Genomic DNA, 22,996 nt, shown 5'->3' with positions numbered 1-22,996 from the left:
TGCCGGAAGTATAGCGAAGCCGTAACTTGTGGCTGTGCATGAGGTTAGTCTACCATTATTTTATCAGTTCAGGTAAACCTGCTTTCTGCGCGGGCAGGAAAGTATAAGTCAGCAGGTTTATACTTTGCTTTGGCAGGCATCGGGGGCTGAGTAAGCTGTTATAATTAAATTATAAAGTATAGCCAAAGCCTTCATAACCTTGCTTTTTCAAAGCAAAGCAGTTTAAAACTGCTGCTAAAGCAACCACAAGTTGCGCTATCGCTAAACTTGCGGTATGAAGCGTACAGCAATTACCTGGCGGATTGCAAATTCGCGGTTACTATACTTTCGGTAAGGACGCAGCTTATTGCATTCCTTTAACTTTCTAACCTTCTAACTTCCCAACTTTCTAACTCCCAAACTCTCTAACTCTCTAACTCTCTAACTCAAAGGATCTGCAGCCGCTTGAGCAGCGCCTCCTTGTGGGTGTTGCCGATGGGGATTTGTTTGCCACCGATCAGGATGTGATTGTCCTCAATGGCCTCGATGGCCGTGAGTCGCACCAGGTAGGAGCGGTGCACGCGCATAAAGTCTTTTCCGGGAAGGCGCTGCTCCACGTTTTTCAGGCTCTGGCTCACAAGGTAAAGGTGCTGCGGCGTTTTAATGTTGCAGTAGATATCCTGCGCCTCAGCCCACACAATATCCCGCAGCGCCACCTTCTCCAGGCGGTTCCGCACCTTCACGAACAGCGCATCGTGCAGCAGGTAGCTGTCGTTTTCCGCTGCGGAAGGCGCTGTAGCCTCCGTATTTATACTTGCCGGCTGCTGCTGGCGGGCGCTGGCATTGTGAATGGCCACCTCAATGCTGCTCTGCAGTGTGCGGATGTCGAAGGGCTTGACCAGGTAGGCGTGCGGGCGGGTTTGCTTGGCGCGGTCTATGGTCTCCTTGTCCGAGAGGGCCGTCATGAAAATAAACGGGATCTGGCTTGACCTGGAAAGTATGGCCGCCGTGTCGATGCCGTCGAGCTTACCCTCCAGCGTAATATCCAGTATGGCTAAATCGGGGTTATAGCGATATACCTCCAGCAGCAGCTCCTCGCCCGTACTCACCAGGGCGCATACTTCGTAGCCCAGTTCCTCCAGCGAGAAAGCCAGGTTCTGCGCGATCACCACATCATCCTCTGCTATCAGTAGCCTTACCTTTTCCATACTTTAAGCCTTATACTTTTAGCGGTAGCCGCTTTTAATTCCAATCAATATATATAATAAAAGCAGATAAATAAACCAACAGCACCTGCAAGTATGGTTTTATACAGAAGAGTTTATAAATTGATGGATGCTTTTGCCACTAAACCAGCTACACAACACCCTGACACTGAGCCTGCTTTTTTTGCTGGCCCTGGCAGGTATGGCCAAGGCGCAGGCTCCCGGCATGGTGTCGCTGCTGCCGGGCAAGGAGCAGGAGGTCAGGGAGCAGCTGCAGGTCTACCACGATGCAGCAGGCAACCTTTCGCTGCAGGAGGTGCAGCAGATGGCCTTTGCCCCCCTCGATACCCAGGCCACGCTGCAGGCGGGCAAAACCGTGCACTGGGTGCGGGTGGCGCTGCAGAATAATTCCCACCACGAGGCTACGCGTTTCCTCTACTCCGGCGAGTGGAGCCGGGTGCAGCTTTATGCTTTGAGTGCTGACGGGAGCTTTGAGGAGCGGCAAACGGGGCAGCTACTGCCCATTCCCGAGCGTGATGTGCCCCAGAGCAAGCCTCTGGTGCTGGTGCGGGTGCCGCCGCAAAGCCAGACGATGCTCTACCTGCGGCTGCAGGGCGACATTGACCTGTACAAGCCGCAGCACCTGAGCCTACGGCTGCAAACGCCCGAGCAGGTGGTGCAGGTGAACAACCGCCGGCTGCTGGTGCAGGGCTTTTTTATGGGCATCATCCTGGTGATGGCGCTTTACAACCTGGTGCTGTTCTTCTCCGTCCGCGACCGCAGCTATTTATACTTTGTACTGGCGCTGCTGGGCACCGGATTATACTTTATGTTTTACCACGGCTTTGCCCTGGAGCTTCTCTGGCCCAATGCGCCTTTCTGGAACGCCCACAGCTTTGCCTTCCTGGTGACCTTCAACGGCCTCTTCCGGCTGCTGTTTACGAAAAGCTACCTCAACACCCACGCTACCATGCCCCGCTGGGACAAGCTCTTGACGCTGCTCTCGCTGCTTTACGCGCTGCCGGTGGCCATGGGGCTGCTCTCTTACCTCACTCCGCTGGACCTGCTGCAGGCCTGCGTGGACCTGATCGGGATAATCGGCGGTGCCGTGCTGGTAGCGATGCTCCTGGTCAGTGTGGCGGCGCTGCGGCAGGGGTATCGCCCGGCCTTATACTTCCTCATCGCCAATATGTTTTTTGTGGTGGGCGCGTTGCTGTTCATCCTCAAGGAGATGCACCTGCTGCCCAATACGCCGCTCACGGTATATGCAGCGCAGGTAGGCATGCTGGCGCAGGTGGTGCTCTTCTCGCTGGGCCTGGCCTATAGGCTGAACACAGTGACAAGCGAACTGGCTGCCGAGGTGCTGGAAAAGGAGCGCCTGGAGCGGGAGAAGGAGACGGAGCGGAAACGCCTGGCTGAGCAGCAGAAGCGGGAGCTGGAGGTGATGGTGGCCAACCGCACCGCCGCCCTCCGCCACAAAACCCGGGAACTGAACGAGACGGTACACCAGCTACGGGAGTCGGAGCACAAACTGCTGCGCCTCAATCAGCTCAAAGACCGCTTCTTCTCCATCATTTCCCACGACCTGCGCACCCCGCTGGCCACACTGGACTCTTTCCTGAACATCCTCCTGAATTTTTCCGGCAGAATGCAGCCCGAGCAAATGCAGAAACTGGCCAACCACACGCAGCTGTCGGTGCACAACCTGCAGTCGCTGCTGGAGAACCTCTTGCAATGGGCCTCCTCCCAGGCCGGTTCGGACCACAGCATGCGCTTTGAGCCAGAGCCTTTGCAAGTAGGGGAGGTCGTGCAGCGCAACCTGGCGCTGTTGCAGGATACTGCCGCCGCCAAGCAGATTAAATGCCAGGTGCAGGTGCCGGAGGAACTGCAGGTAGTGGCCGATGCCAACATGCTGGACTTCCTGATCCGTAACCTGCTGCACAACGCCATCAAGTTTTCGAAGGCAGGGGGGAGTGTAAGTATAGCGGCCAGGGCGCAGCACGATGGCTTCGCGGAAATAACGGTGGAGGACGAGGGGATAGGGATAGAGCCATCCATCAAGCAGTCTCTTTTTCAGCGGGAGCACCCGGCCCAGACGACGAAAGGCACCGCCAATGAGAAGGGAGTAGGGCTTGGTCTGCTGCTGTGCCGGCAGTTTGTGGACCGTTGCGGTGGCAGCATCCATGTGGAGAGTGAGCCGAACAAGGGGAGCCGCTTCTGGTTCCGGTTGCCCCTGCACCGGCAAAAAGCAATGGCAGACCCCGAGCGTACACTGGAGGGCGAGATACTTTAACTGATGAGTAAGTGAAAGTATAGTAGCCGGATCTGGTGCCAACGATTATGATTCACAGAAGTTTTCACCCCTAATAAAGATACGTATGAAGCACACTTTACCTGATGGCCTACAGCTATACTATGAGCTGCACGGTAATGCGGATGCCGCCCAAGCCTTGGTCTTCCTGAATGGCTTGTCGCAGTCTACGGCGGCCTGGGCGGGACTGGTGCCGGCGCTGAGCAAAGACTACAAGCTAGTGCTGGTAGACCTGCTGTTTCAGGGGCAGTCGGATGCGGCGCCGGCGCACCGGACTTTTGAGGGGCACGCCGCCGACCTGGCCGACCTGCTGCATGCGCTGCGCCTGCCTGAAACGGTGCTGGTAGGCATTTCGTACGGAGGTGCTGTGGCGCAGCGCTTTCTGGTGAATTTCCCGGATCTGGCGCAGGCAGGAGCGCTGCTTTCCACCTTCCCTTACAAGGATGCTTTCTTTGATGCCATCGGCTACAGCTGGGAAGCGGCCCTGCAGGCGGGGGGCTACCCGCTGATGCTGGACGTGATGCTGCCCGCGGTGCTGGGGCGAAGCTACTTCCTGAACCCGATCATCAGCATCGAAAACCTTAAAAACAGCAAGTCCAGCCAAAGCCCTGCCCCCGAGAACATTCTAAAGCTGACGCAGGCCACCAAGGAAAGCGGTAATTACCTGGAGGAGCTGCGCAACGTGCAGGTGCCGGTGTTGGTGGTGCACGGCGAGGAAGACTCTTTGTGCACGGTAGAGATGGGAAGGGCGATGCACCGGGCTTTGCCTTATGCGTCGCTGGAGATCCTGCCGAACGTGGGCCATACCCTGAACCTGGAGTGCGTTCCCAGACTGACGCAACTGCTGGATGAATTTGCCGCGAAAGTAAGGCAGGAAGTATAAACGCTGGCGCTGCTCAAGAACGGCTTTTACCCACAGGAGGTACAGCTTGTCGTTTAGCAGTCGTTCGTTCTTGGTTGTCCTGGTACCGGCAAAGTATAAAACAACGGAGCGTCTAAGTATAGGCCCCTCCGTTGTTTTATACTTTGAAAATCAGTTCTGACGCGTAAACCTGAACTCTGCGCCGCCCTGTATGTAGTAAAGCTCCCGCTCGTCCAGCTTTGAGATTACCACGCGGTACTCATCAGAGGTGCCCTTATCGAAAAGTATAACCCGCTCGTCATTCTCATATTCCCACGTCCCATCGGCAAGCACGGAGCCGTCGTAGTGGTCTGTATAGCTGCCGTCTCTCTCAAAAAGGGAAGTATAGCGGGTAATGTCAATGCCAAAGTCGGCTTCAAATTCGGAGGAGATATCCTGGCCGTCAAAGAAGATCGCGCTGCCGGTCCACTCGCCACGGGTGAGCAGGGCCACGTTCGGGGAGACATCATCGTCATCATCATCGCCGCAGCTAGAGAGGGACACCACGCACAACGCGGCAAAGAGAAAGTAAAGGAGTCTAAGTTTAGGCATATACAGCAGGTTAGGGTTCTATGTCTTCCTATATATGTAAGTTGTCTATAAAAGTTTTGTGATCGCAGTAGATGCTGAAAACTTCAAAACAGCGAAGGCTCTCAAGTATGAGAGCCTTCGCTGTTTTGGAGCAAGAACCGGGTTATCGCTTCAACCGGATCTCCATACTCATTTCGGAGCCATCTCCAATTGGGAAAAGCCCTTCCAAGTGTAGTTCCGAGGATGTTAGTTTATTGATTTCGTACTTATTCTCGTCCGAAGTGCCCTTGTCCGTGGTGATTTCCTTCTCGCCGGTGCTGAACTCCCAAGCCCCATCCTGCATCACTTCACCCTCAGATTTTATGGTATAGGAACCATCCTTCTTAAAATCTAGCTGTATTTGCGAGGCAGTCACGCCATAATTCTTCAGCGTCTCCGTCATGTTGTTGCCTAGCATCCAAATCTGATCTCCAGTCCACTCGCCGCCTGTCAGCAGTTCGGTCTTAGAAAGGTCTTTGTCATCGTCTTTGTCACAGCTAACCAGTGTCAGCATGAATAGAGAGGCAAAGAAAAGTGTAAATAGGTTAAGCTTGTTCATAAATTTAATTATTTAAATAGTAATACAGCTCAAATATAGCAAGACTGATATACTTTAAAGTATAGGTGGATCAAAAATTTTATTAAGATGAGGAAAAAGTTTCCAGCAGCAGGATAGGCGCAGTTTTTAGTGAATTGCTATGGAAGGTGTTTTATACTTCAAGGAGATGTGCGCCCATTGGACTAACCGCTAAAGTATAAAACAGCAAAGCCAGCCCATGATAGGCTGGCTTTGCAATATCCTATAAGTATAAATCCTTATTCGATGATGTTGAAGATGCGGTTCCAGCGGATTTTGTCGAACATGGTGCCTTCCGGGTTGGTCGACATCCAGATCATCACGGCCTTGCCCACAATATGGTCTGCCGGCACATAGCCCCAGTAGCGCGAGTCGAGGGAGTTGTGGCGGTTGTCGCCCATCATGAAGTAGTAGTCCTGCTTAAAGGTATACTGCTGCACCTCCTGCCCGTCGATAAAGAGTTTCCCGTCGCGCACTTCGGCTTTTTCATTATGCTCATACTCCAGGATCACGCGCTCGTAAAACGGCAGCGACTCCGGCGTAATGGCCACGGTGGCGCCTTCCTGCGGAATGTAGATGGGGCCGAAGAAATCCTTGTTCCACTTATACTTGCTCGGCACGTGCGGGAAAACGCCCGCTTCCGCCTCGCCGGCTGTACTTTTGTACATGATCACCTCCTTGATGAAGTCCAGCTTGGAGATCTCATCGGCCATCTCGGGAGTGATATCCAGTACGTAGCCGTTGTCGAACATCTGTACTTCACTGAGCCTGATGTCGCGGTCCTGGAAGAATTTATCGGAGAGCTGCATGGTGGGGATTACCACATACTTGAACTGCATCAATTCGGGGTTCTGTGCAGGCTTACCGTTAATCAGTACCTGCGTGTCACGGATCTCCAGCGAGTCGCCGGGCATTCCAATGGCGCGCTTGATGTAGTTGGTGCGCAGATCGGCCGGGTGCTCTTCCTCCGGCGGGTAGTTAAACACTACCACATCATTATGCTTTACCTCAGAGAAACCCGGCAGGCGGTACGACTTCAATTGGATGGCATCGGAGTAGGAGGGGATGTTGGTGCCCCAGATGGTTTGGTGCGTGAGTGGTACCTGCAGCGGTGTCATGGGAGTACGCGGGCCGTAGTGCAGCTTGCTCACAAACAGGAAATCCCCCACCAGCAGGGTTTTCTCCATGGATGGCGTGGGAATGGTGTAGGCCTCAAAAGTGGCCCAGCGGATAAGGCTGGCCGCAATGACGGCAAAAAGGATGGCGTCGCCCCACTCTCGGGCAAAGCTTTTCTTCTTTTTGGGTTCCTTTGTTTCGGGTTTCTTATCCCAAAATTTTACGTTCATCAGCTAAGCTATAATTACAGGTTCAGCATGTCCTTCATGCCGTAAACGCCCTGGCGGCCCTGCAGCCAGGCAGCGGCCATAACGGCGCCCTCGGCAAATCCGGCACGGGAATGGGCAATGTGTCCTAACTCAAGGGTATCCACACCGGAGCTGTACGTAACAATATGCGTACCCACCACATCAGGCTCACGCTCCGAAGCGATGTTTAATTTAGTTGTTTCTTCCGGATTATCACTCACCCAGCCGCTTAAATCTTTGTAGCTGGCCAGTATGCCCTCTGCTGTTGTGATGCCTGTTCCGCTTGGCTTGTCTACCTTCTGCAGGTGGTGCACCTCGCGGATGGCCACGCTGTACTCCTTGTAGTCCTTCATTTTGCCGGCGATGTACTCGTTAAAATGGAAAAACAGGTTTACGCCTACGCTGAAGTTGGAAGCATAAAAGAAGGCACCGTTATTATCGGCGCACAAAGCCTGGGCGTCTTCATACTTGTCGAGCCAGCCGGTGGAGCCGGACACCACCGGGATGCCGTTCTCCAGGCAGTAGCTGATGTTAGCGAAGGCCGATTCGGGGTGAGTGAACTCGATGGCCACGTCGGTGTTGGCAGAGGTGTAGTTCTGCAGCTCCTGCACGTTGCTGTGGGTAAGCCTGCCGATGATCTGGTGGCCTTTGGCCAGGGCGGTCTGCTCAATGGTTTTGCCCATCTTGCCATAGCCTATCAAAAGGATTCTCATTTCTTGGTGCGGGTGTATAATGTCAGGGTAAGGCCAGGGGTATAGTTGCCCGGCTGCGTGTGGAGGGGCAGCAGGTTGGGCTGTACGCGCAGCGCCAGGTCTTCTCCTACCTCAAAATCCTTCATGTGGGCATGCACATAAGCCTCTGCTATTTGCAACGTATGGGCTGCCACCGCAAGTATGATGGTCAGGTCGCGGTTGCGGCGCCAGTAGTCTTTGCGGTAGCGCAGGTTGTTTATAGCGTCGGTGCCTCTCGCTTCACCCAAAATCGGATGGTTGACAAACTGATCCACGGTGGTGCTGTCCCTGTCCACGCGGCGCAGCAGGGCCACCCGGTAATCCTGGTATTGGTTGTTGTTATCGATAAAGAAGAAGGTGAGCACTGCACCCGTGGCGTACACGATGGGCACTTTCCAGTAGGCTTTGTTGTAAACCTGCCCGGCTCCGGGAATGATGGCGGAGAACAAAGCGGCCTTGGCGGGTTTGTCCCACTTGCTCAGGAAAAAGCCACGTTCCTCCTCAGCGGCGGTATCGGCTGGCACCACAGGCACGCGCACCGAGTCGGGGCCGGCGGTTATCACCTGCCCCTGGGTTTGTGCCGGGGCAAAGTATAACACCATGCCCAGCAGCCAAACTGCAGCGCCAACTCTCAGCCTCATTCGCCTTAGTAGTTAAGTATCTCCAGTATACGGTTCAGCTCATCCACCGACACAAACGGGATCTTGATCTCGCCTTTGCCCTCGTTGTTGGCCTTTACCTGTATTTTCGTGCCGAATTGGGTAGCCAGTTTGCTCTCCACGGTCTTCAGCTCTTCCTCATACTTGTTGAACAGCAGTTTTTGTTGCGCGTCCGGCTTTTTCCTGGCGTTCTGCAGGTTGCGTACCAGCTCCTCCACCTTGCGCACCGACAGCTCCTTGGCCACCACTTCCTTAAACACGTCCAGCTGCAGCTCAATGGTGTCGATGTTGATCAGGGCCCGGGCGTGGCCCATGGAAATCACGTTGTCGCGCAGGGCGATCTGGATGTCCGGCGGCAGCTTGAGCAGGCGCAGGTAGTTGGTTACGGTAGTGCGTTTCTTGCCCACGCGGTCGCCAAGCTCTTCCTGCTTCAGGCTGCACTCGGTGAGCAGGCGTTGGTAGGAGAGGGCGATCTCGATGGCGTTCAGGTTCTCGCGCTGAATGTTCTCGATCAGGGCCATCTCCAGCATCTGCTGGTCGTCTGCCTTACGGATGTAGGCCGGAATGACGGTTAAACCGGCAATCTTGGAGGCCTGGTAACGGCGTTCCCCCGAAATGAGCTGAAAGCTGTTCGGGCCCAGCTGCCTTACCGTGATGGGCTGAATGATGCCCTGTACTTTGATGGACTCCGCCAACTCCTCCAGCGCCGCCTGGTCGAAGTGCGTGCGCGGCTGGTAAGGGTTGGTCTGTATGTATTCAATGGCTATGTCTGCGATGGTGTTGACGTCGTTAAAAGTGGATGACTCAGTTTTACCGGTGTACTTGTTGCCCTCCAGAAGAGAGCCAAGGCCTCGGCCGAGGCCGCCTTTACGTTTCGCTGCAGAATTCTTGTTATCAGACATGTACTCTCCTAAAAGTTATTTCGCCAGCGCTACGCTGTTTTTCTCCGCAATCTCGCGGGCCAGGTTCAGGTAGCTCAGGGCACCCTTGCTGTCGGCGTCGTGCAGCAGGGCCGGTATGCCGAAGCTTGGCGACTCGCTCAGTTTCACGTTTCGGGGGATGATGGTGTCGAACACCATTTGCTGGAAATGCGTTTTCACCTCTTCCACCACCTGGTTAGAGAGGCGCAGGCGCACGTCATACATCGTTAAAAGGATCCCCTCAATGGCCAGTTCCGGGTTCAGGCGCGACTGGATGATCTTGATCGTGTTCAGGAGCTTGCCCAAACCCTCCAGCGCAAAATACTCGCACTGCACCGGAATCACCACCGAGTCGGCGGCGGTCAGGGAGTTTACCGTGATCAGGCCCAGGGACGGGGAGCAGTCGATGATGATGTAGTCATACTTCTGCTTCATCTCACTCAGCGCCACGCGCATTTTCTCCTCGCGGTTGGGGATGTTGATCATCTCCACCTCGGCGCCCACCAAATCGATGTGCGAGGGGATCAGGTCCAGAAACTCAATGTTAGGCGACTGCAGCACAATCTCCTCTGCCTTCACGTCCTCCACCATGCACTCGTAGATGCTGCTGGTAATGGTGGCCGGGTCGAAGCCCAGGCCGGAGGTGGCGTTTGCCTGTGGGTCGGCATCCACCAGAAGCGTTTTATATTCCAGGGCTGCCAGGCTTGCTGCAAGGTTAATGGCTGTAGTGGTTTTGCCTACGCCGCCTTTCTGGTTGGCAACCGCAATAATCTTTCCCATGTTATACTTTATAGTTCAATCGTTTGACCTATCTCCATTAAAATGAGTTCCTTATCGGCCATTTTCGCTACTTCCATCACTTCCTCCTTATCGATCTTGATGTAGGGGAACGTGTCGTAGTGCATCCCGATCACCCGGTCTACCTGCACAAAGTCGGCGGCTATCATGGCATCGTGGATGTCCATGGTAAAGTTGTCGCCGATGGGCATCAGGGCAAAGTCCACGTCAAACTGCTCGGGTATGAGTTTCATGTCGTAGGTGAGGGCGGTATCGCCGGCGTAGTAGAATGTCTGGCGCTCCGTTTCCACCACGAACCCCGCCGCGCTGCCAGCGTACGAGCCGTCTGGAAGGGAGCTGGAGTGGATGGCGTTCACCATCTTCACGGTGCCGAAAGGCAGCGTCACCTTGCCGCCGGTGTTCATCGGGTGCAGGTTTTCAAGGCCCTTGGCGCCATACCAGGTCGTGATCTCGAAATTGGCGATAATGGTACTGTTGTTGTTCCTTGCGATCTGCTCGGCATCGTGCACGTGGTCCTGGTGGCCGTGCGAGAGCAGGATAAAGTCGGCCTTAATATCGTCTACGTTGATGCTGGATGCTAGCTCGTTAGGGGAGATGAAGGGGTCGAACAACACGCGGTTCTCTCCGATTTCAAATAAAAAGCAAGACTGGCCGTAGTACGTTATTTTCATAATTTTATCGGATTTAGCTTACCCATACCTACGCAAGGTAACTTAACTTCCACAAAGATACATTTTTTTACCCATATAGCCGCTGGCATTTTTGAACATTAGGGAGCAATTTATCCACATTTCAGGGCTGTTTTATACTTGCCAGCACCCTGTTTTTGCGTTCAGATTCCGGAGTTATAATTCTCTCTTTTTTATACTTGTTTCCGGGATAGGTGGAGCTGTTTATACTTTGTGTAAAACATTGAAAACAAATAATAGTGTCAAACAAAGTATAAAGTATAAGTTGAAGTAAAAGTTTTCCGTCTTGTCTCCATCCGAATTCATACTTCCCGGGCAGCGTACTTAGGACAGGACGTGCCTAGCTGATCAACCTGAGCAGGAGCCTTTCCCATACTTTAGCAGGGTGATCAGCGCTGGCCGATCGTGCTTCCCGGATCAAAGCTGCCTGTGCTTCTTTAGGCTATTGTAGGTAAAGTATAAACCGGCCTCCGCTACTTCGAAATCGTTGTATTTCTTCCAGAGAGAGGAGCAGGACTGCGGTTGAAGTAGGAGTCAAAAAAGAAAGCGCTAACCATAAGTTGGTCAGCGCTTTCCTTTCTCTGCCTCATGGCTCTATCTCCCGGGCTTAGGGACGCTTGTTCTTGTCAATGTCCCGGTCTAGGTTCGGATCGCGGCGGTCAGTATTCCTGTTCAGGTTAGGATCTCGCTGCTCGTTTCTGGGGTTGAGCTTGTCTACCTCCACGTCCTGCTTGCGCACGGTTTCCTTTATCTTCTCCGTATGCTCCGTGGTCTCCTTGTTCAGGCGAACTTCCTCTACCACGCGGGCCTCCTTGTTCACCACCGGGATTTCGGAGCGCTCTGTCATGGTTCTTTCGCCTTCCTTAAATGTCTCCAGGTCGCGCTCGTTTGCCGGGCGGTTCACCGGGCGGCGCTCCACGTTCACGTGCTCCTCACGCAGGCGCAGGTTCTCTTCCACGGGGCGCTCAATAATGCGGCTTCTCAGCCTCACGCCGCCGGTCTCCACCTCGCGCTTGCCAACGTTCAGGTTCTCCTCCACTACGGGGATGGAGGCGCTGGAGCCGGTCCAGTTTCCCTTGCTCGACGAGGCCATGCCACTGCGCTGCTGGGTTGCCCGCTCGTCCACATCCATTGCCCCCGCCTTGTCCAGGATCTGGGATACCTTGCGCGCCTCCTCGTCAGACGAAGTATGGACAGTCACAATAGAACCGTTCTGGGCTGCCTGTGAGTATCTGGCGGATTCATCGCGGTTACCTAAGAGGGAGTTAAAGAAATTGCCTACACGGCTATCGTTCTCTCTGTTCTGGGGTTGCTCATGTATATTTGTAGCGGTGGATTTATCCCTGGCCCCGTGTACGGCAACATCAATCTTGCTGCTTGGGATACCGGCTTTCTCCAACTGCTGCGCAGCCATCTGCGCGTCTACTCCATAATCGAAAATACCAATTACTGTTTGTCGTTTCATAGTCTCTTTCATTAAAATATGTGTTAAAAATATCCACAGGCCGGATTATCAGGCCTGCCTTGGGTCGTGCGGCTGGGTTTTCACCCGTTCAATGATAACCTCCTCCTTTCGGAGCGGCATTTTTTCTGTCCGGTGCGTCTCTACCTGCTTTTTGGTGACATGCAGTTCCTCCACCAGCAGCAATCGTTTCTGCAGCACAACTTCTTCTTTCAGAACCGAAATGATCATTTTGTCGCCTTCGTAGCGCACGGGCGGAGGGGCCTCGTCCACAAACCTGTTCATGGCCACGCGCTCAACCTCCACTTCTTCGTGCATCGAGGGAATGTCCACGTCTTCCAGTTCCTCACGCACTTTCTTAGAGATATGCACTTTTGCTGTCTCTACCTCTCTTTTCCCTATCTGCACCTGTTCCTCCACCACGGGTATGGTCTCTTCCTGATACCGGCGCGATACGTCCGGCGCTATGCCGGCCTCCTCATCGTGGTGGTTAGACTGAAAATTATCCTCAAATTCTGTTTTTAGTATTTTATCGCTTTTATTCGGCTTTTTCATAGTTTACAACCATATTTAAATATAGTTTTCCTAAGGCATATTGTTGCGATATGTCCTTTGATTTCTACGGAGCTCCAGGGCTATAGTTGGCAATTGCCCGAAGGCAAGGCAATTCTAATTCGGGTAGATTGTTTTATACTTATGGCGAAGGGAGGGTATAAGTTGGTGTATGGTTGCACAGCCTCGGTAAGCACGCATGAAACACAGGAACTATAAAAATAGGGGACCCGAAGAAAAATTCTCCATCCCCTCACCACCGGCTCATTTCCCGACAAGCAGGCGCATCACCAGTTCATGCAGTTCACCGATGGTCTGCTGCAGTTGCGCCGGCCCTTCCTGTTGGTGCTTCACCCGTTTTACTTCCCTGCCTTGTTCGTAGAAGGTGAGGTAGGTAGAGGGCATATCGGTGTAAGGGGATGGGTAGCTGCTTTCCAGTGCAGTATAGTTCAGATTACGGAGGGAGGCCTGTACTTTTTGGAGCTGCTCTGGCGTGAGTTGCAGCCGAACCGAGTCCAGCACGGGCACGTAGCGGAATCCCTCAAAAAGTATACTTCCGTCGGAGTAGAAGGTGGCGTTGTAGGCGGGGCAGGTGCCGTAGCAGGGCGTTTTCTGAAACAGCAGCAGTTTATCCAGCGCGCCCTGCTGTGCCTGAGTTCCTTGCGCGGTGCTGCTGGCGCAGCCGCCTGCAAGGAGGCAACCCAGCCAAAGCAGGGGGAGCAGCCAGTAGTTTCTATAGGATGGGTGCATGCTGTGCTTAACGGTTTTGCTGCTCCAGTTTACGGAATTTATCGTTCTCAAACACAAAGGCCTCCGGGGTACACTGGTTGCATGCCTCGTAATCTATGGCTGAGTCCGGTGGGTTGACTATGAACAGGCGGCTATCGGCACTATAGCTGGCGCCCATGCTGCTCTGCACCTTATCGAGCACCTTGCCGGTTTCCCGGTCCACCACGTAATGCTGCTGGCAGCCGGTGCCACAGCCAATACTTACCACCGTATACTTGCCGGCAAAGTTTACGCCCTCTTCCATCCCTTTCCGGATGGCGGTGCGAAAGCCGCGGGCATCGGCGTGGCTGGCCTCATCCAAAGGGGCCATGCGGCCGCGGTACAGGTTGCCTACACTGTAGTTGCCGCTGCTCCTGTACTCTTCCGTGGTGATGCGGTAGCGGTTGTAAAGCTGTTCGCTGGTGCTGTCGCTGTAAGGCACCGTCAGGGAGTCTCTGGCCAGCTCCTCGGCGAGTTCGGGATGGGTGGCTGCCAGTCCCTCGTCTTTTTTCGTATTGCCCTGGCAGCCCCATACTGCCAGCGGCAGCAGGAGCAGGTATAGTTTCAACGTATGGGTGAAGCGCTTTCTCATATAGAGCATACATACGTGCCAACCGGCGCCGCAGCCATAAAAAAAGCCTTCCCGAATCCGGGAAGGCTTTTGTGGTAGTTAAAGTATAAAGGCTTATTTCTTTGTCTTGCTGCGCTTCTGCTGCTCACGCTCCTGTGCCTGGCGCATGGCCTCCTGCATACGCTCAGTGAACGAAGGGCCGCCTTTCGGCTTCTTCTCCTTGCGCTTCTCCTTGTTCTCCTCCAGCCTGGTCCTGATCTTCGTCTCGTCCACAAAGTAACGGATACCAGCCTGCTGGCCGAAGGTCACGATGTTGGATACGAAGTAGTAGAACGACAGACCGGCAGGGAAGGAGTTCAGCACGAACATGAAGATCACCGGCATCAGGTAGCTGTAGAACTTCATCGGGCCCTGCATCTGGGAGTTGATCTGGTTGTTAGACCAGGTATAAAGTATGGTGGAGGCTGTCATCAGCAGCGTGAACATACTTACGTGGTCGCCATAGAATGGTATGGTGAACGGCAGACGCATGAACACGTCGTAGGTGGAAAGGTCGTCCGCCCACAGGAATGCCTCCTGGCGCAGTTCGATCGAGTTCGGGAAGAAGTTGAACATCGCAAACAGGATCGGGATCTGCAGCAGCATCGGGATACAGCCGCTCAGCGGGTTCACGCCCATCTCCTGGTAGAGTTTCATCGTCTCCACCTGCGTCTTCTGCATGTCGCCTTCGTTGCGCTCTTTAATCGCGTCGATCTCCGGCTTAAGCACCTTCATCTTCGCCATCGACAAGTATGACTTGTAGGTGAGTGGGAAGAGGATGGTCTTGATGTAGAGCACCAGCAGGATGATGATGATGCCGTAGCTGGCGATGTAGTTCTCCAGGAAGTCGAAGGCCGGGATGATGATCCACTTGTTCACGTAGGAGAAAATGCCCCAGCCCAGGTCCAGGTTCTTGTCAAAATCGTGGCCGATGTGCTTGAGGATCTTGTAGTCGTTCGGCCCGAAGTAGAACACGAACTCGCCGCCGTTGCCGCTCACCACATCCTGCGCTGGTATAAGAATCTCAGAAGAGAGCATCTTCACCATGGTTGTGTCAGCGGGGTCTACGGTAGATGTGAGGCGGGCGCCGGAAAACTGGCTGCCTGCGATAATACCGGCCGTAAAGAAGTTCTGCTTGTTGGCCACCCACTTCACCGGCTCCTCCAGGGCCACGGTTTCCTTCTCCTCCGAAATAGAGAGGTGGTCGTAGCCATCCTCTACGGTGGCAAAGTTGATGGTGGACTTGGCGCGGTTCTGCTTCAGGTCGCGCTCCAGCTGCTTCAGGTTATCGTCCCAGGTAAAAACCAGGTTGCTGCCTGCCACCTGCTGGTCCAGGCCCTCGAAGTCAAGCTTATAGCCCAGCAGGAAGTTGTCGTTGTAGAGCGTGTACACCTGGTTGATGTGCTGACCGTTGCCCAGGCTGGCCCGGAACGTGATCGTCTTGCCCGACTTATCCTCGGCGGCAACTTCCGTCACCTCAGAGGCGGTAAAGTACAGGTCAGAGAGCTTTACCGTTTTCCCCTCGCTGGTGTTGAAGGTAACGTCGGTGTTGCTGCTCTCGCTGTCGAAAAGGATGAGAGGCTCGCCCAGGTACGTCTTGTAGTTTTTCAGGAGCACTTCCTCCACCTGGCCGCCCTTTGTGTTGAAGGTGACGCGGATGTTCTCGTTTTCCAGGGTGGTGGTGCTGGCCTCGCCGGTGGCGGCAGCGCCAAAAGCGCCCAGGGCGGCAGCTCTGTTAGCACGGGTCAGCGAGTCTTCCGCTGCGGGTGCAACAGGGGTTTGCAGCTGCTCTACTTTGGCTGTTTCCTGCACTGCCTGCCTGGCTGGCTCCTCCGGGCTCGAGAAAAAGAACGAGTAAGCCAGCAGCAGCACGGCAATCAGTCCAAAGCCAATCGCTTGATTTCTATCCATCTACTTTGTTGTGTTGTGTGTATGCGCTTATTTAGATTTTGAATGATTGATGGCTGCCTTCACAAACTTCACGAAAAGTGGGTGAGGGTTCAGCACGGTGCTCTTCAGTTCCGGGTGGTACTGCGCCGCCACGAACCAGGGGTGGTCCTGCAGCTCGATCACCTCTACCAGGCCGGTGTCCGGGTTAATGCCAGTGGCATGCATGCCGGCCTCCTCAAACGCCTGTAAGTACGTGTTATTGAACTCGTAACGGTGGCGGTGGCGCTCCGAAATCCTGGACTTCCCGTAAATAGAATAAGCCTTTGTCCCTTTTTTTAGTTCACAAGTATAAGCACCCAGGCGCATAGTGCCGCCCATTTGCGTAATTTGTTTCTGATCTTCCATCATGTCGATCACCGGGTGTGGTGTCTCCGGGTCCATCTCGGTAGAGGCGGCCCCACTCAGCCCCAGCACATTACGGGCAAACTCAACGGCTGCGCATTGCATGCCCAGGCAGATGCCCATGAAGGGTATCTTGTTCTCCCGCACAAAACGGATTGCTTCGAGCTTACCCTTGAAGCCACGCTCTCCGAAGCCAGGTGCCACCAGCACGCCGTCCATGCCTTGCAGTAGCCCGGTCACGTTCTCGTCGGTAATGTTCTCCGACTGGAACCACTTGATGTTTACCTTGCATTCGTTAGCGGAGCCTGCATGCACAAAAGACTCTATAATAGACTTATACGCATCCGGGAGCTCCACATACTTGCCCACCAGGGCGATATTTACCTCGGAGGTTGGGTTCTTCAGTCGGCCCAGGAACTCCTTCCAGGTATCCAGGTTCGGGTCTGCCTTGTGCGGCAGCTTCAGCTTGGCGATCACGCGCTCGTCCAGTTTCTCCTTGCGCATCAGTAGGGGCACGTCATAGATCGTTTCCGCGTCGATAGACTCGATAACGGAGTTTTGCTTCACGTTACAGAACAGGGCAATCTTCTTGCGCACTTCCTGTGGTATGGGGTACTCTGAGCGGCACACCAGAATATCGGGCTGTACGCCAGCCTCCGACAGGTCACGCACGGAGTGCTGGGTTGGTTTTGTTTTCAGTTCGCCGGCGGCCTTCAGGTAGGGTACCAGCGTGAGGTGAATTACGCATGATTCGTTCACACCTAACTCCCAACGCAACTGGCGCACCGCCTCCACGAATGGCAGCGACTCGATATCACCTACACAGCCACCGATCTCAGTAATCACAATGTCGAACTCGCCTGACTGGCCCAGCAGCAGCATCCGCCGCTTGATCTCGTCGGTGATGTGCGGTACCACCTGCACGGTCTTGCCCAGGTAAGCACCTGCGCGCTCCTGCGTGATGACGTGGTGGTAGATACGGCCCGTGGTCACGTTGTTGGCCTGCGAGGTGTGCACGTTCAGGAAACGCTCGTAGTGGCCCAGGTCCAGGTCCGTCTCAGCGCCATCTTCGGTCACGTAGCATTCGCCGTGCTCGTAGGGGTTAAGGGTGCCTGGGTCGATGTTGATGTAGGGGTCGAATTTCTGGATAGTGACAGAATGGCCTCTGGCCTGCAGTAGTTTAGCAAGAGATGCGGAGATGATTCCTTTTCCTAATGATGATGTTACGCCACCTGTAACAAAAATATATTTCGTTGCCATAAGTTGGGGTTAAGCCTTATGGGCTGCAAAGTTAGGGAAATTAATCCAGACGCGAAACAGAAGCCCGGATAGACTTTACATTTAAATGGCAGGTTCCTGCACATCCACGCGGGAGGTAAAGTCCGCAACGCTTTCCCACACAAGTATAGCTATCCGGGAAAGGCGCGAAGGGTTCAAAGGTTCTCTGTCAGGGCAAAGGCAAGTATAACCCCGTCACTTTATTCACTTCAGCGTCATGCGCAGCTGGTAGGGTAGGAGGCGGATTAGCCCCGGCTTCTGCAGGCGCAGCGCCCAACGTATAATTTAACCACCTGCTCTCTATACCTGTCATCCTTGCCCCATTCAACTATGATCTGCAGTACCCGTAGGAAAGAACCGTAACCAGCAGGCACAATAAAGTATGAACGAAGATACCAATGCTTATTTACCCATAGAAGACCATGGCGTGATCGGGGACTTGAACACCGTGGCGCTGGTGGGCCTCAACGGCACCATCGACTTCATGTGCTTCCCTGATTTCGACTCTCCCTCTATTTTTGCCTCCCTGCTGGATGCCGGGAAGGGCGGGAGCTTCTCCATTCACCCCACCCACAACGGCATGAAGCACAAGCAGCTCTACCTGCCTGACACCAATGTGCTGCTGACCCGCTTCCTCTCCGACGCAGGAATTGGCGAGGTGACCGATTTTATGCCGGTGGAAGCGCTGAAGGAGGGTCATGAACTGATCCGGAGGGTGGCCTGCGTGTATGGAAGTATGGAGTTCCGGATGCAGTGCAGCCCGCGTTTCAATTATGCGCTGTCGCCCCACACGGCTGTTCAGGTTAACGAGAACGAGGTGCAGTTTACCAGCGAAGGGCCGGACGGAATAAGCCTAAGACTTAAGAGCACCGGGCCGCTGCAGCTAAAAGATGGGGATGCAGAGGCTACCTTCCGACTGAACACCGGGGAGAAGGTTGATTTTATACTGGAGTACGTAACCAGCGACACGCCCCCGGCCATTGACCTGGAAGCGTTTGTGACCAGGCACCTCTACGAAACCATTAACTACTGGAAAGACTGGGTTGCCAATAGCAGTTACAGGGGCCGCTGGATGGAGATGATGAACCGCTCGGCGCTGGTGCTGAAACTGATGATCTCCCACAGGTATGGCTCTATGGTTGCCGCCCCCACCTTTGGGCTGCCCGAGGAGATCGGCGGGGTGCGCAACTGGGACTACCGCTATACCTGGATCCGGGATGCCTCCTTCACCGTTTACGCCCTGCTCCGGCTGGGCCATAAGCAGGAGGCAAAGAATTTCGTGGACTGGGTGGATAAGCAATGCGATAGCCTTAAAGATGCCGGTTACCTGCGGCTGATGTACACCCTGGAGGGAAAGCTGGAACTGGAGGAAAACGAACTGCACCACCTGGAAGGGTATAAAAATTCCAGACCCGTGCGCATTGGCAACGGCGCCTACGACCAGATACAGCTCGATATCTACGGGGAGCTCCTCGATTCCGTGTACCTCTACGACAAGTATGGCGCGCCCATCTCCTTCGATTTCTGGAACGACCTGCGGCGCCAGGTGGATTGGGTCTGCCATAACTGGCATCGGCAGGATGAGGGGATATGGGAGGTGCGCGGCGGCAAGCGGCATTTCCTGTACTCCCGGATGATGTGCTGGGTGGCCATCGACAGGGCCATCAAGATAGCCAACAATCACTCTTATCCACTCCCCAACAGGTGGGTGGAGGAGCGGGACAGTATCTTTTTTTCCATACACCACGAGTTCTGGAACGAGGAGCTGCAGTGTTTCGTGCAGTACAAAGGGGCCGACACTGTGGACGCGGCCACCCTCCTGATGCCCCTGGTCCGGTTTATAAGCCCCAAAGACCCGCGCTGGCTCTCTACCCTGAAGCGCATAGAGGAGCGGCTGGTGTCCGACTCCCTGGTTTTCCGCTACCGCACGGATGAGGCTTTCGACGGATTGGCAGGCGGGGAGGGAACGTTCTCCATGTGCACCTTCTGGTACGTGGAGTGCCTGGCCAAGTCGGGGCAGGTAGACAAGGCCAGGCTATACTTTGAGAAGATGCTCGGCTACGCCAACCACCTGGGCCTCTATGCCGAGATGCTGGGGCTGAAGGGCGATCACCTCGGAAACTTCCCGCAGGCGTTTACCCACCTGGGCCTTATTTCTGCCGCCCTAAGTATAAACGACATCCTGGAAGGGAAGGAGAACAAGCGGAAGATTTAGGTAGTTGTTTGTTATTTGAATTCAGGTAGCGGGAAAGTATAAGTATGGGATGCATTGAAGGAATGATTTATACTTTGGCTTTAGCTTGATTCATTCATTACGCCATTCTGGCACACTGCGTGGCTTTGGCTTTTTGTTTGCTTTTGCCGTAGCTTTACCTAGTGCGGCGGCCAGGTATGAACCAGTTGCTGCCCATCTCAAACTAAAACAAGTATAACAGCATGACGAAGATAAGATCAACCACCGTGTGCGGCATTTACCATAACGGGGAGGTAGCGCTGGGCGCCGACGGACAGGCCACCATGGACAAGCACATCGCCAAGAGCAACGTGAAGAAAATACGTAAATTGCTGGATGGCAAGATCGTGACGGGTTTCGCCGGCTCCACCGCCGATGCCTTTACCTTGCTTGAGCGCTTCGAGGAGAAGCTGAATGCCTACCAAAGCAACATGAAGCGCGCCGCCATTGAGCTGGCCAAGGATTGGCGCAAAGACCAGTACCTGCGCAAGCTGGAAGCCATGATGGTGGTGGCCAACAAAGACGAACTGCTGATCATCTCGGGCACAGGCGATGTGCTGGAGCCGGACAACCAGATTGCTGCCATCGGCTCGGGGAGCATGTACGCACACGCTGCCGCTTTGGCACTGAAAAAGCACGCGCCGCACCTGTCGGCAGAGGAGATGGTGCGCGAGGCCCTCAATATCGCAGCCGATATCTGTATCTACACCAACCACAACCTGATCATCGAGAAGCCTTCGTCTTAGCGGCTGCCGGGCCTGAAGTGCTGCGGGAAAAGGAACTTTAAAGGTGCCAACCTCGAATAACGGTAAACGAGACTAGAATAATTGTTAACTTGCCACCGCCTGGGCAGCCACTGGTTATGCCAGGCATTAAGCGACAAACTATGAACGTATCAGAATTCCTAAAGAAACACTACAAGCATTTTAATGCCGCATCGCTGATTGATGCCGCCGAAGGATACAAGACACACCTGAACAACGGTGGGAAAATGATGGTGACGCTGGCCGGTGCCATGTCGACGGCAGAGCTGGGCATCATCCTGGCCGAGATGATCCGCCAGGACAAGATACACGCCATTTCCTGTACAGGCGCTAACCTGGAGGAGGACATTTTTAACCTGGTGGCCCACGACTTTTACGAGCGCGTGCCGCATTACCGCGAGCTTTCCGCCGCAGATGAGGAAGAGCTGCTGAGCCGCCACCTGAACCGCGTAACCGATACCTGCATTCCGGAGGAAGAGGCCATGCGCCGCCTGGAGCACACGGTGCTGAAATATTGGATGAAGGCCGATCAGGAAGGCAAATCATACTTCCCGCATGAGTTCTTTTACCAGATCCTGCTGAGCGGCGACCTGGAGCAGTACTACCAGATAGACCCGAAGAACAGCTGGATGCTGGAGGCTGCCAAGAAGAACCTGCCGATCATCTGCCCGGGCTGGGAAGACTCCACACTGGGTAACATCTACGCCAGCCACGTGATCAGTGGCGACGTGAAAAACGTGTACACGGTGAAGACCGGTATACAGTACATGATCGAGCTGGCCGACTGGTATACGAACACTGCCAAGGAGGAGTCTACCATTGGTTTCTTCCAGGTTGGCGGCGGTATTGCCGGCGACTTCCCGATCTGCGTGGTGCCGATGCTGCACCAGGACCTGCAGCGAGACGGCATTCCGCTTTGGGGCTACTTCGCGCAGATATCCGACTCCACTACGAGCTACGGTTCGTACTCCGGTGCGGTGCCAAACGAGAAAATTACCTGGGGCAAGCTGGGCAAAGACACGCCTAAGTTCATGATCGAGTCGGACGCGACTATTGTGGCGCCGCTTATCTTTGCGCTGGTGCTGGATATGTAATTGCACCTAAAGTATAAAATGAAAGCGGCTGCAGGTTTATACCTGCAGCCGCTTTTTGTTTGATAGCCAGAGCACTAGGCCGGCAGCGTTGTAGCGATGCCATAAGTATAAATGGCTTTATACTTATACTTTCAGAGAATAGTCTTTTGTACGGAATCCCTGATAACTTCCTTCAGGGTAGGGATGGGGTAATTGCGACTTGGGCTTTATACTTTCACGCAGTCTAAGTTGGAGCAGCGACAGCAGGGGAGAAGTTTTTACCTTAGGTATAAGGTATGGCCAGGTCCGGGACGGAAAAAGTAACTGCTGTGGCTTTAATTTATACTTGCAAACTACGCATCAATAGGCGTTTATCAGAAGATCAGCTCGCCCCTGCCAAAACGGAACTCTTCGTCCTTGAGGTAGTACTCGCCGCATTTCTGCAGGATAGTGAGGTTATCCAGGGTTATCTCCCAGTTAAAGTTATACGTGCACAGGAATGACAGCACTGGCCCGAGCAGCTGTGGGGTAGTGTCGCCGAGGGCAAGCGTGATGTGGGGCAGCCAGAGGTTGGTGTTGTAGTATACGCCCATCTCGGTGCTCATCTCTGAGATGTCGCGGTGGAGGCGGCTATGGAACTGGTTCAGCGGGGTTGTGCGCAGCACAGGGATGTAGATGACCGGGTTCTCGCCCGGGAAAATGCCCAGGCCGGTGGTGCGCACGCTAAAGTTCTGCGCCTCCATGCAAGTCAGCTCCAGGTACTGCTTCAGCTCCTCCATGTCCGGGATCTCGGCCGTGAGCAGCGTCAGGTGCGGGTAGGGCGTAATCTTAACACCGCTCAGCCCGAATTTCCTCTCAAGTTGCTCGGTCAGCTCCGACACGCGCTCCGAGGTTTGCTTGTCCAAAAGCGAGGCAATCGCAATCATATAGTAAAGCTTACAGTCCCTGTTCCGCTGCCCGTTCAGGCAACGCATTTTGCATAAATTATCTAAACGGCATCCCGGTATTTATTGTTCTGCCGGCGGTTCCCGCAGGTTGTCCCAATGCAACGATGGCGCTGAATTCGCGCTACAACCTTTGCAGCAGCCCCTCCTGGTCGGCCCAAATTTGGGCAGGAAACAGCAAATGTATGGTTTGTTATACTTTATTTCAATTTTCAGCGGCTTAATATTTAACAGGCCCTCCTTTGCGCCTGGGTAGGGTAAAGGCAGCACCAGCCGCCGCCGCACGATTTTAGCTGATTCGATGTTTTCATCTCAC

21 protein-coding genes are annotated in these 22,996 nt (G+C 54.2%); 5 read left to right on the top strand and 16 right to left on the bottom strand.

Annotation, left to right across the window (positions count from 1 at the left end; translation table 11 throughout):
• Positions 1-425 precede the first annotated feature (425 nt).
• Positions 426-1,187 carry a LytR/AlgR family response regulator transcription factor gene (locus A3841_RS04710; protein WP_073851136.1) on the bottom strand — a complete coding sequence of 254 codons (762 nt, stop codon included), beginning with the start codon at positions 1,185-1,187 and terminating at the stop codon, positions 426-428.
• Between the two features lie 127 nt (positions 1,188-1,314).
• On the opposite strand from A3841_RS04710, the gene A3841_RS04705 reads away from it, so the two are divergent.
• Together A3841_RS04705 and A3841_RS04700 are read left to right on the top strand one after the other, a co-directional pair.
• Positions 1,315-3,477, top strand: a complete 2,163-nt coding sequence (locus A3841_RS04705) for a sensor histidine kinase (protein WP_073851135.1) — start codon at positions 1,315-1,317, stop codon at positions 3,475-3,477.
• Between the two features lie 85 nt (positions 3,478-3,562).
• Positions 3,563-4,378, top strand: a complete 816-nt coding sequence (locus tag A3841_RS04700) for an alpha/beta fold hydrolase (RefSeq protein WP_073851134.1) — start codon at positions 3,563-3,565, stop codon at positions 4,376-4,378.
• 150 nt (positions 4,379-4,528) lie between these two features.
• On the opposite strand, the gene A3841_RS04695 is transcribed toward A3841_RS04700, so the two are convergent.
• From A3841_RS04695 to A3841_RS04630, 14 genes are all read right to left on the bottom strand, one after another.
• On the bottom strand, positions 4,529-4,948 hold the full coding sequence (locus tag A3841_RS04695; protein WP_139307874.1) for a hypothetical protein: 420 nt from the start codon (positions 4,946-4,948) through the stop codon (positions 4,529-4,531).
• Between the two features lie 142 nt (positions 4,949-5,090).
• Positions 5,091-5,525: a hypothetical protein gene (locus A3841_RS04690; protein ID WP_073851132.1), complete on the bottom strand. Its 435-nt coding sequence runs from the start codon at positions 5,523-5,525 to the stop codon at positions 5,091-5,093.
• A 257-nt stretch (positions 5,526-5,782) separates the two neighbouring features.
• Positions 5,783-6,889: a signal peptidase I gene (lepB, locus tag A3841_RS04685; RefSeq protein ID WP_073851131.1), complete on the bottom strand. Its 1,107-nt coding sequence runs from the start codon at positions 6,887-6,889 to the stop codon at positions 5,783-5,785.
• A gap of 14 nt (positions 6,890-6,903) precedes the next feature.
• Positions 6,904-7,620, bottom strand: a complete 717-nt coding sequence (gene dapB, locus A3841_RS04680) for a 4-hydroxy-tetrahydrodipicolinate reductase (protein ID WP_073851130.1) — start codon at positions 7,618-7,620, stop codon at positions 6,904-6,906.
• Positions 7,617-8,279 (bottom strand): DUF5683 domain-containing protein, encoded by a 663-nt coding sequence (locus tag A3841_RS04675; protein WP_073851129.1) that lies wholly within the window; start codon positions 8,277-8,279, stop codon positions 7,617-7,619. The genes dapB and A3841_RS04675 overlap by 4 nt, the downstream gene beginning before the upstream one ends.
• A 5-nt stretch (positions 8,280-8,284) precedes the next feature.
• Positions 8,285-9,199: a ParB/RepB/Spo0J family partition protein gene (locus A3841_RS04670; protein WP_073851128.1), complete on the bottom strand. Its 915-nt coding sequence runs from the start codon at positions 9,197-9,199 to the stop codon at positions 8,285-8,287.
• Between the two features lie 15 nt (positions 9,200-9,214).
• Positions 9,215-9,997 carry a ParA family protein gene (locus tag A3841_RS04665; RefSeq protein WP_073851127.1) on the bottom strand — a complete coding sequence of 261 codons (783 nt, stop codon included), beginning with the start codon at positions 9,995-9,997 and terminating at the stop codon, positions 9,215-9,217.
• Between the two features lie 8 nt (positions 9,998-10,005).
• Entirely contained in the window at positions 10,006-10,686 is a 681-nt protein-coding gene (locus tag A3841_RS04660) for a metal-dependent hydrolase (protein ID WP_073851126.1), read from the bottom strand.
• A 625-nt stretch (positions 10,687-11,311) separates the two neighbouring features.
• Complete coding sequence (locus A3841_RS04655; protein WP_073851224.1) at positions 11,312-12,169, bottom strand: YsnF/AvaK domain-containing protein; 858 nt, start codon at positions 12,167-12,169, stop codon at positions 11,312-11,314.
• A 48-nt stretch (positions 12,170-12,217) separates the two neighbouring features.
• Positions 12,218-12,721 carry a YsnF/AvaK domain-containing protein gene (locus A3841_RS04650; RefSeq protein ID WP_083610212.1) on the bottom strand — a complete coding sequence of 168 codons (504 nt, stop codon included), beginning with the start codon at positions 12,719-12,721 and terminating at the stop codon, positions 12,218-12,220.
• 261 nt (positions 12,722-12,982) lie between these two features.
• The gene (locus A3841_RS04645) at positions 12,983-13,468 is read right to left on the bottom strand and encodes a DUF6438 domain-containing protein (protein WP_073851125.1); all 486 of its coding nucleotides are present in this window, start codon (positions 13,466-13,468) and stop codon (positions 12,983-12,985) included.
• Between the two features lie 7 nt (positions 13,469-13,475).
• Entirely contained in the window at positions 13,476-14,078 is a 603-nt protein-coding gene (locus tag A3841_RS04640; protein WP_073851124.1) for a hypothetical protein, read from the bottom strand.
• 93 nt (positions 14,079-14,171) lie between these two features.
• A complete protein-coding gene (gene yidC / locus A3841_RS04635) occupies positions 14,172-16,007 on the bottom strand; it encodes a membrane protein insertase YidC (RefSeq protein ID WP_073851123.1) in 1,836 nt (611 codons plus the stop codon).
• A gap of 27 nt (positions 16,008-16,034) precedes the next feature.
• Positions 16,035-17,648: a CTP synthase gene (locus tag A3841_RS04630; RefSeq protein ID WP_073851122.1), complete on the bottom strand. Its 1,614-nt coding sequence runs from the start codon at positions 17,646-17,648 to the stop codon at positions 16,035-16,037.
• A gap of 400 nt (positions 17,649-18,048) precedes the next feature.
• Between A3841_RS04630 and A3841_RS04625 the strand changes: the two genes are divergently transcribed.
• The 3 genes from A3841_RS04625 (at position 18,049) to A3841_RS04615 (ending at position 21,757) form a co-directional block, all read left to right on the top strand.
• Positions 18,049-19,881 (top strand): glycoside hydrolase family 15 protein, encoded by a 1,833-nt coding sequence (locus tag A3841_RS04625; protein ID WP_073851121.1) that lies wholly within the window; start codon positions 18,049-18,051, stop codon positions 19,879-19,881.
• 221 nt (positions 19,882-20,102) lie between these two features.
• Complete coding sequence (gene hslV / locus A3841_RS04620) at positions 20,103-20,645, top strand: ATP-dependent protease subunit HslV (protein WP_073851120.1); 543 nt, start codon at positions 20,103-20,105, stop codon at positions 20,643-20,645.
• A gap of 140 nt (positions 20,646-20,785) precedes the next feature.
• On the top strand, positions 20,786-21,757 hold the full coding sequence (locus tag A3841_RS04615) for a deoxyhypusine synthase family protein (protein ID WP_073851119.1): 972 nt from the start codon (positions 20,786-20,788) through the stop codon (positions 21,755-21,757).
• Positions 21,758-22,110: 353 nt separating this feature from the next.
• Here A3841_RS04615 and A3841_RS04610 read toward each other — a convergent pair whose 3' ends face one another.
• A complete protein-coding gene (locus tag A3841_RS04610; protein ID WP_073851118.1) occupies positions 22,111-22,662 on the bottom strand; it encodes a 2'-5' RNA ligase family protein in 552 nt (183 codons plus the stop codon).
• Positions 22,663-22,996: the final 334 nt, after the last annotated feature.

The organism is Pontibacter flavimaris, from assembly GCF_001907195.1.
Lineage (GTDB): Bacteria > Bacteroidota > Bacteroidia > Cytophagales > Hymenobacteraceae > Pontibacter > Pontibacter flavimaris.
The sequence above is the reverse complement of the archived record's forward strand: the minus strand, read 5'-3'. Positions and strand labels throughout refer to the sequence as shown.

What these genes read in the sequence shown, in the direction of transcription:
- A3841_RS04655 (WP_073851224.1), bottom strand. Translation starts at nt 12,169, where the DNA reads ATGAAACGACAAACAGTAATTGGTATTTTCGATTATGGAGTAGACGCG.
- A3841_RS04625 (WP_073851121.1), top strand. Translation starts at nt 18,049, where the DNA reads ATGAACGAAGATACCAATGCTTATTTACCCATAGAAGACCATGGCGTG.
- A3841_RS04630 (WP_073851122.1), bottom strand. Translation starts at nt 17,648, where the DNA reads ATGGCAACGAAATATATTTTTGTTACAGGTGGCGTAACATCATCATTA.
- lepB (WP_073851131.1), bottom strand. Translation starts at nt 6,889, where the DNA reads ATGAACGTAAAATTTTGGGATAAGAAACCCGAAACAAAGGAACCCAAA.
- A3841_RS04645 (WP_073851125.1), bottom strand. Translation starts at nt 13,468, where the DNA reads ATGCACCCATCCTATAGAAACTACTGGCTGCTCCCCCTGCTTTGGCTG.
- A3841_RS04695 (WP_139307874.1), bottom strand. Translation starts at nt 4,948, where the DNA reads ATGCCTAAACTTAGACTCCTTTACTTTCTCTTTGCCGCGTTGTGCGTG.
- A3841_RS04690 (WP_073851132.1), bottom strand. Translation starts at nt 5,525, where the DNA reads ATGAACAAGCTTAACCTATTTACACTTTTCTTTGCCTCTCTATTCATG.
- A3841_RS04700 (WP_073851134.1), top strand. Translation starts at nt 3,563, where the DNA reads ATGAAGCACACTTTACCTGATGGCCTACAGCTATACTATGAGCTGCAC.
- A3841_RS04640 (WP_073851124.1), bottom strand. Translation starts at nt 14,078, where the DNA reads ATGAGAAAGCGCTTCACCCATACGTTGAAACTATACCTGCTCCTGCTG.
- A3841_RS04670 (WP_073851128.1), bottom strand. Translation starts at nt 9,199, where the DNA reads ATGTCTGATAACAAGAATTCTGCAGCGAAACGTAAAGGCGGCCTCGGC.
- A3841_RS04650 (WP_083610212.1), bottom strand. Translation starts at nt 12,721, where the DNA reads ATGAAAAAGCCGAATAAAAGCGATAAAATACTAAAAACAGAATTTGAG.
- A3841_RS04660 (WP_073851126.1), bottom strand. Translation starts at nt 10,686, where the DNA reads ATGAAAATAACGTACTACGGCCAGTCTTGCTTTTTATTTGAAATCGGA.
- A3841_RS04705 (WP_073851135.1), top strand. Translation starts at nt 1,315, where the DNA reads ATGCTTTTGCCACTAAACCAGCTACACAACACCCTGACACTGAGCCTG.
- A3841_RS04615 (WP_073851119.1), top strand. Translation starts at nt 20,786, where the DNA reads ATGAACGTATCAGAATTCCTAAAGAAACACTACAAGCATTTTAATGCC.
- A3841_RS04665 (WP_073851127.1), bottom strand. Translation starts at nt 9,997, where the DNA reads ATGGGAAAGATTATTGCGGTTGCCAACCAGAAAGGCGGCGTAGGCAAA.
- A3841_RS04675 (WP_073851129.1), bottom strand. Translation starts at nt 8,279, where the DNA reads ATGAGGCTGAGAGTTGGCGCTGCAGTTTGGCTGCTGGGCATGGTGTTA.
- A3841_RS04610 (WP_073851118.1), bottom strand. Translation starts at nt 22,662, where the DNA reads ATGATTGCGATTGCCTCGCTTTTGGACAAGCAAACCTCGGAGCGCGTG.
- dapB (WP_073851130.1), bottom strand. Translation starts at nt 7,620, where the DNA reads ATGAGAATCCTTTTGATAGGCTATGGCAAGATGGGCAAAACCATTGAG.
- yidC (WP_073851123.1), bottom strand. Translation starts at nt 16,007, where the DNA reads ATGGATAGAAATCAAGCGATTGGCTTTGGACTGATTGCCGTGCTGCTG.
- hslV (WP_073851120.1), top strand. Translation starts at nt 20,103, where the DNA reads ATGACGAAGATAAGATCAACCACCGTGTGCGGCATTTACCATAACGGG.
- A3841_RS04710 (WP_073851136.1), bottom strand. Translation starts at nt 1,187, where the DNA reads ATGGAAAAGGTAAGGCTACTGATAGCAGAGGATGATGTGGTGATCGCG.